The organism is uncultured Romboutsia sp., from assembly GCF_958366745.1.
GTDB classification, from domain to species: domain Bacteria; phylum Bacillota; class Clostridia; order Peptostreptococcales; family Peptostreptococcaceae; genus Romboutsia; species Romboutsia timonensis.
Genome location: NZ_CATXCO010000138.1, coordinates 1 through 6,514 on the forward strand (window position 1 = coordinate 1; position 6,514 = coordinate 6,514).

Annotated in this window: 5 protein-coding genes; all 5 read right to left on the reverse strand. The window is 26.8% G+C overall.

Features of this window, described 5'->3' with window-relative positions:
- Positions 1-76: 76 nt before the first annotated feature.
- Entirely contained in the window at positions 77-1,351 is a 1,275-nt protein-coding gene (locus Q5F54_RS09330) for a dihydroorotase (RefSeq protein WP_302334297.1), read from the reverse strand.
- 300 nt (positions 1,352-1,651) lie between these two features.
- Entirely contained in the window at positions 1,652-4,288 is a 2,637-nt protein-coding gene (locus tag Q5F54_RS09335) for a calcium-translocating P-type ATPase, PMCA-type (RefSeq protein ID WP_302334298.1), read from the reverse strand.
- Positions 4,289-4,406: 118 nt separating this feature from the next.
- Entirely contained in the window at positions 4,407-4,751 is a 345-nt protein-coding gene (locus tag Q5F54_RS09340; protein WP_288526634.1) for a DUF5658 family protein, read from the reverse strand.
- A gap of 233 nt (positions 4,752-4,984) precedes the next feature.
- Entirely contained in the window at positions 4,985-5,689 is a 705-nt protein-coding gene (locus Q5F54_RS09345; RefSeq protein ID WP_288247677.1) for a hypothetical protein, read from the reverse strand.
- 17 nt (positions 5,690-5,706) lie between these two features.
- Positions 5,707-6,514: SpoIVB peptidase S55 domain-containing protein (locus tag Q5F54_RS09350; RefSeq protein ID WP_302334299.1), on the reverse strand; the 808-nt coding region annotated here is incomplete at its 5' end.

Genomic DNA, 6,514 nt, shown 5'->3' on the forward strand with positions numbered 1-6,514 from the left:
TATAGACAGACACGCTTTTTCTCGTGTCCACCATATAGGATCCATTTTAAATTTAAGTAATCTCTTTTAAATTTGTCTATTTACTCATGCCATCAAATACTATCTTCCCTCTACATATAGTATAATTAATCTTTCCATATAACTCATGTCCTATAAATGGTGAATTAAAAGATTTTGATTCAAATTTACTTACTTTATAACTTTCATTAGGATTAAATATTACTAAATCAGCTACAGAACCCTCTTTTAAAAATCCACAATCTAGATTGTAAAGTTTTGCTGGGTTTATAGTCATTTTTTCAAGTAATGTCATCATACTTAAATAGCCTTTTTTAACTAAATTAGTTATACCAAGAGCTAATGCAGTCTCAAGCCCTACTATTCCACTTGGAGATTTAGCAAATTCTACATTCTTTTCTTCATAAGTATGAGGAGCATGATCTGTTGCTATTATTTCTATTGTACCATCCTGTAATCCTTCTATTATTTTTAATTTATCATTTTCAGTTCTAAGAGGAGGATTCATTTTAGCATTTGTACCATAATTTAATACATCCTCTTCGGTTAAAGTAAAATGATGTGGTGTTGCTTCTGCATATACATTAGCACCTAATTTCTTAGCCATTCTTACAGTTTCAACAGACACTCCAGAACTTATATGTTGTATGTTTACCTTTGCACCTGTTTTTATAGCTATCATACAATCTCTTGCTACCATAACATCTTCTGCTACATTACTTGCCCCAGATATACCTAACTTTTTAGATATTTCCCCTTCATTTATACCAGCTACAGTTATAAGAAATGGGTCTTCTTCATGAAAACTTAAAGGAACATCAAGCTCTTTTGCTTTTAACATAGCATTATATATAACATCACTATCCATTATAGGAAGTCCATCATCAGTAAATCCTACTGCTCCACATTCTTTAAGATATTTCATATCAACTAATTCTTTTCCTTTAAAACCTTTAGTTATAGCACAGGCTTGTAAAACATTTATAGGAGATGTTTTAGCTTTTTCTTTTATGTATTCTAAAGTTTCTTCATTATCAACTATAGGATTAGTATTTGCCATACATACGACTGTTGTAAATCCACCTTTTGCAGCTGACTTTGAACCAGTTTCTATATCTTCTTTATGAGTAAATCCTGGATCTCTAAAGTGAACATGAACATCTATAAGTCCAGGTGCTACTATACATCCGCTAGCATCTATAACTTTTTCATATTCATCTGTTAATGAGCACTTACCTATTTTTAATATTTTATTATCTCTTATTACTATATCTACTACTTCATCCCTTTTAGAGTGTGGGTCTATTATTCTCCCATTTTTTATAAGTATCATTTTCTTAATTCTCTCCCTTTAAATATTAATATATAACTTTATCTTCATCGTACATATTTAACGATAAAAAATCCCAATTTATTTCATTAATTTAGTATATTATACAATATTTAAGTTATATATTAAATACAATAACGAATATTTTATTATTTTTCTTTATATATAATACGATTAAATGTTATAATTTTATAATAACTATAATTTTGAAAGAAATTCTCTTTAAAAGTATAATTTTTAATTTTATAAATAATTGATATAAATAAAAATAGGTATACTTTTTTAGAGTATACCTATTTTTATTTATCTTTCATTTGATTTCCTAAATTTAATAATCTCCATTATTAATGTAGATATTATAGCTAGTAATACACATATTCCTAATTGATAAATTCCAAATTCTAAAGGTATATCAAATATAGGTCTCATAAATGGAAGTAACGTAATGCCGTATATAAGTAAACAAGCTATTATTGCATATATAACATACATATTTGAAAACAATCCTATTTCCTTTAATGTATACTCATTTGATCTTGCTGGTAGTGTTTGTAATATTCTACATAGTGTGATAGTAGAAAATGCCATTGCAGTTCCAACATATGGAGATATTTGCCTTCCTATAAATTGAGCTATTATTACTACAATACCTATTATTGTACCTCTAAATAAAACTGCTTGTATAGTTCCTCCAGCTAATATACTTTCATTTGGGTCTCTTGGTGCTTTTGTCATAATATTTTTTTCAGGCTTTTCAAATCCTAGAGATATAGCAGGAAGAGAATCCGTTATTAAGTTTATAAATAATAGTTGTAATGTTGTAAATGGATTTGCCCAGTTAGCAAATACTGCAAATAATATAGCAAGTATACCTGCAAAGTTTCCTGCAAATAAGTAAGTTATAGACTTTTTAATGTTTTTATAAACAGTTCTACCTACTTCAACGGCATTTACTATTGTGGCAAAGTTATCATCAACTAATATCATAGCAGCTGCATCTTTAGCAACATCTGTACCACTACCCATACCTATTCCTATATCTGCTTGCTTTAAAGCAGGAGCATCATTTACACCGTCACCTGTCATTGCTGTTATTTTTCCTTTTTTCTGCCATGCTCTAACTATACGTATTTTATTCTCAGGTGACACTCTTGCATATACTGGGATATGCTCTAACTTTTCATCTAACTCTTCATCAGTAAGTGAATCTAACTCTTGTCCTGTTAAGGCAATATCACCATCATCCATTATACCAATATCTTTTGCTATAGCCGCTGCTGTAGTTTTATGGTCTCCAGTTATCATAACAGTTTTTATTCCAGCACTTTTAGCTTCTCTAACAGCTTCATATACTTCTTCTCTAGGTGGATCTATCATTGCCATAAGACCTACTAAAGTCATATCAACTTCATCCTCTAATGATGGAACAAAATTATCATCTTCTACATCTTTTATAGCAAAAGCTAAGACTCTTAGTGCTTTATTTGAAAATTCTTCGTTCATACTTCTATACGAATTTAATATATCATCATTTATATCTACAGTATCTCCATCAACCATTGCATACTTACATCTACTAAATACTACATCAGGAGCTCCTTTAGTAAACATATAGACATTTCCATGAATATTATTTACTGTAGACATAAGTTTTCTATCACTATCAAATGGTATTTCACTTAGTCTATTGTATCTATTTCTTAAGATATTATAATCTAGATTTCTGCTATTAGCGAATTTTATTAATGCAACTTCTGTTGGATCTCCTATTTCTTTTCCTTCATTATTTATATTTGAATCATTACATATAGCAGATGCTACAGTTAGTGTTTTAGATTGATATGAATAGTTAATATTTTGTGTACTCATATCTTCTTTAGGTGTTTCATACATATAAAAATCTACTACTGTCATTTTATTTTGCGTTAATGTACCAGTTTTATCTGTACATATAACACTTGTAGATCCTAATGTTTCAACTGCTGGTAATTTTCTAATTATAGCTTGTTTTTTAGCCATATCATTTGTTCCAACAGATAAAACTATCGTTATAATAGATGATAAAGCTTCTGGAATAGCTGCTACTGCTACTGCAATTGCAAACATAAATGAATCTGCTATAATTTTTGCTTTCGGTATATCCACATCACTCATAAAACTTCTAACAACTTGAATTATAAATATAAGTGCTGCTATAACTATTATTAATCCACCAAGCTTTTTACTAAACTCATCAAGCTTTTGTTGTAATGGAGTTTGTTTATTCTCTGCAGTTTCAAGTAAATTGGCTACTTTACCCATTTCAGTATTCATTCCAGTAGATGTTACTACGAATGTTCCTCTTCCATATACAACTAAAGAACCACTAAATACCATATTTTTTTGATCGCCTATACCAACCTCTTCATCTATTTTTTCACTATGTTTTAATACTGGTTCTGACTCACCTGTAAGCATACCTTCTACTATCTTTAAAGTTTGTGCTTCTATAATTCTTCCGTCTGCAGGGATATAATCTCCAGCTTCAAGGATTACTATATCTCCAGGGACTAATTCTCGTCCTTCTATAGTTTGCTTTTGATTATCTCTTATTACTTTTGCTTTTGGTGCAGATAGCTTTTTTAAGCTTTCTAATGATCCATCAGCTTTTTTAGTTTGAGTTACTTCTAATATTGAGTTTAGTATTATAACTATAAATATTATTACGCATTCAACAACCTCACCTAAAAATATTTGTACAAGTGCCGCTATTAAAAGTATTATAACTAACGGATCTTTGAAGCTTTCTAAAAATAACTTCCAAGTTGGAACTTTAACACCTTCTTTAAGTTCATTATATCCATGTTCTTCTAATCTTTTTTTAGCTTCATCACTACTTAATCCATTTATATTTGATTTTAAAGTTTCTATAGATTCTATATACTTTTGTTTATAATACATTTTTCCCTCCTATATTTATTCTCTTACTTATTTATAGTATTTCTTAATACTTATGAAGTTATTAGCTTAAAAAATAAAATAAACATAAAGTATATAAAATATACATCATTTTTATATATTATATAGAGTACATTAATTGTATTAATAATAATATATGATATGAACCTATAAATACATACACTATATTAGCTGTATATATAAATAGTTTTGTTATTTTTGATAAGTTATCTTTAATATTTAATACTAATAAAATTAAAATAGCGGTAGGTATTATTACTTTTATTAATAAGAATAAATTTGAACTATAATTATATATATTATTTACAAGCACATTCATTTCTTGGTAAAACCCAAATTCTAAACCTATATATGTTATTAACCCATCAAATATATTTAAAAGAAGAAGTAGTATTAAACTATGTCCTTTATAACTTTTAGGTTCATTAATATGTATTTTTTTCATAAATTCTCCTTTATATTTCTAAATTAAAACTTATAATTATTTGTAAGTTTTTAATATTACTTATAAGTATTAACTATTATTAATATTATTTATACTCAATTTAATTAATTTAAGAATTAATAAATAATTTATATAGTAATAAATATAGAAATATATAGTATAAAAATTACATTAACTAAATATATTTGATAAATAATAAAGAGGTATGAAGCTATTTTCTTCATACCTCTTTATTATTTATTTTTAGAATTTATATTTTTAATTATAGTATTTAAATCTATAGTCATATTAATATTTAATCCTGTTGATTCTACTTTAAGTTTATCTAACTCTATTCCATTAAAGTTATCTTTATATATTACTACAACTCCGTCTTTAAATTCCACATTAATATTTTCATCTTTTGGGAACCAATCTTTTATAAAGCTCTTTAATCCCATATTAACTATCCAATCTGCTACTTTTAAATCTAAAAACTTAACTTCTTTTATTTTAAGTTCTAAATCTTTATTATTGTTTAATGTAGGAATTATTTTTACCTCTATTGGTGTAGTTATACTCTTAGTTATTTTGTAATCAACTCTTATAGCTATATAACTATCTCCTATATCTACTTTAACATTTGTCATTTTATCATTTTCAGTATGTTTTAAGAAATAATCTACTCCATTTAATATAGATTCTTTTGGTGCTAAAAATTCGCCTTTAATTCCTACTGGATTATCTATTAATTCTATATTTTTAGCCTTTAATCCTGATATAGATTTAAGGAATTCTATTGTTTGGATAGTTTCTTTATTGTCGGTAGCTTCTATTTTATTATTAGGTTTATAGCTTATATCTTCACCTTTAGAATTGTTAATTGGTACAAACAAGTACACACCTAATAATACTGCTATTATTAGTATAATTATAATAGTTATTCTTTTTAAATTCATATTACTCTCTCCAATGTCTAAATTTCATATCTATCATACAACATACTGTGAATATTAGCAATATAACCTCTTGTAGGATTTTTTATAACTATACTTCTTAATCCACCTACAATTTTATTATCTTGTATTATCGGTGATCCACTCATACCTACAACTGCTCCTCCTCTATATTTTATTAGATTTTCATCAACTATCTTTATTTGAGAAGATTCTTTGCCAACTTTTGTTATTTCTATCTCGTGTAACTTTAGTTCATTTGTAACTGGCGTTTTACAATATATATATGCTTTACCCTTTTTAGGTTCTGCTATTTCTAAAGACTTTTTCTTAGAATATTTAAAATTATCATACTTTCCTTTAACTCCATATTCTCCCATTGAGTATACACTACCTATTTTTTTATCAGTTATATTGGCTATTAAACTTCCTACTCTATCCTTATAAGATTTTATTTCTTGAACATATGACGTTTCAAAAACTTCACATTTATTAAACTCTATTGCTCTATTTGCCATTTTTATACTATGAGATATCCCAACAAATTCTCCACTTTCATTTGTTGCTGTTATAGTACCTATTCCAGATACACTTTCTTTTAATACATACATCCTAAGTTGATCTGTAGTCATCTTTTGTGTATAGTTTTTTCCTTCTCTAGATAATTCTACTATTATCTCTTGATTTTTTAATTTCATAATTTCATTTATTTTATCTATTGATTTTGCTTTTTTAAGTTTGTATTTTACTGATAATATTATATCTCCATATTCTAAATCCTTTTCATCTTCACTTAATCTTTGATACACATAAGGCTGCTTTAATTCT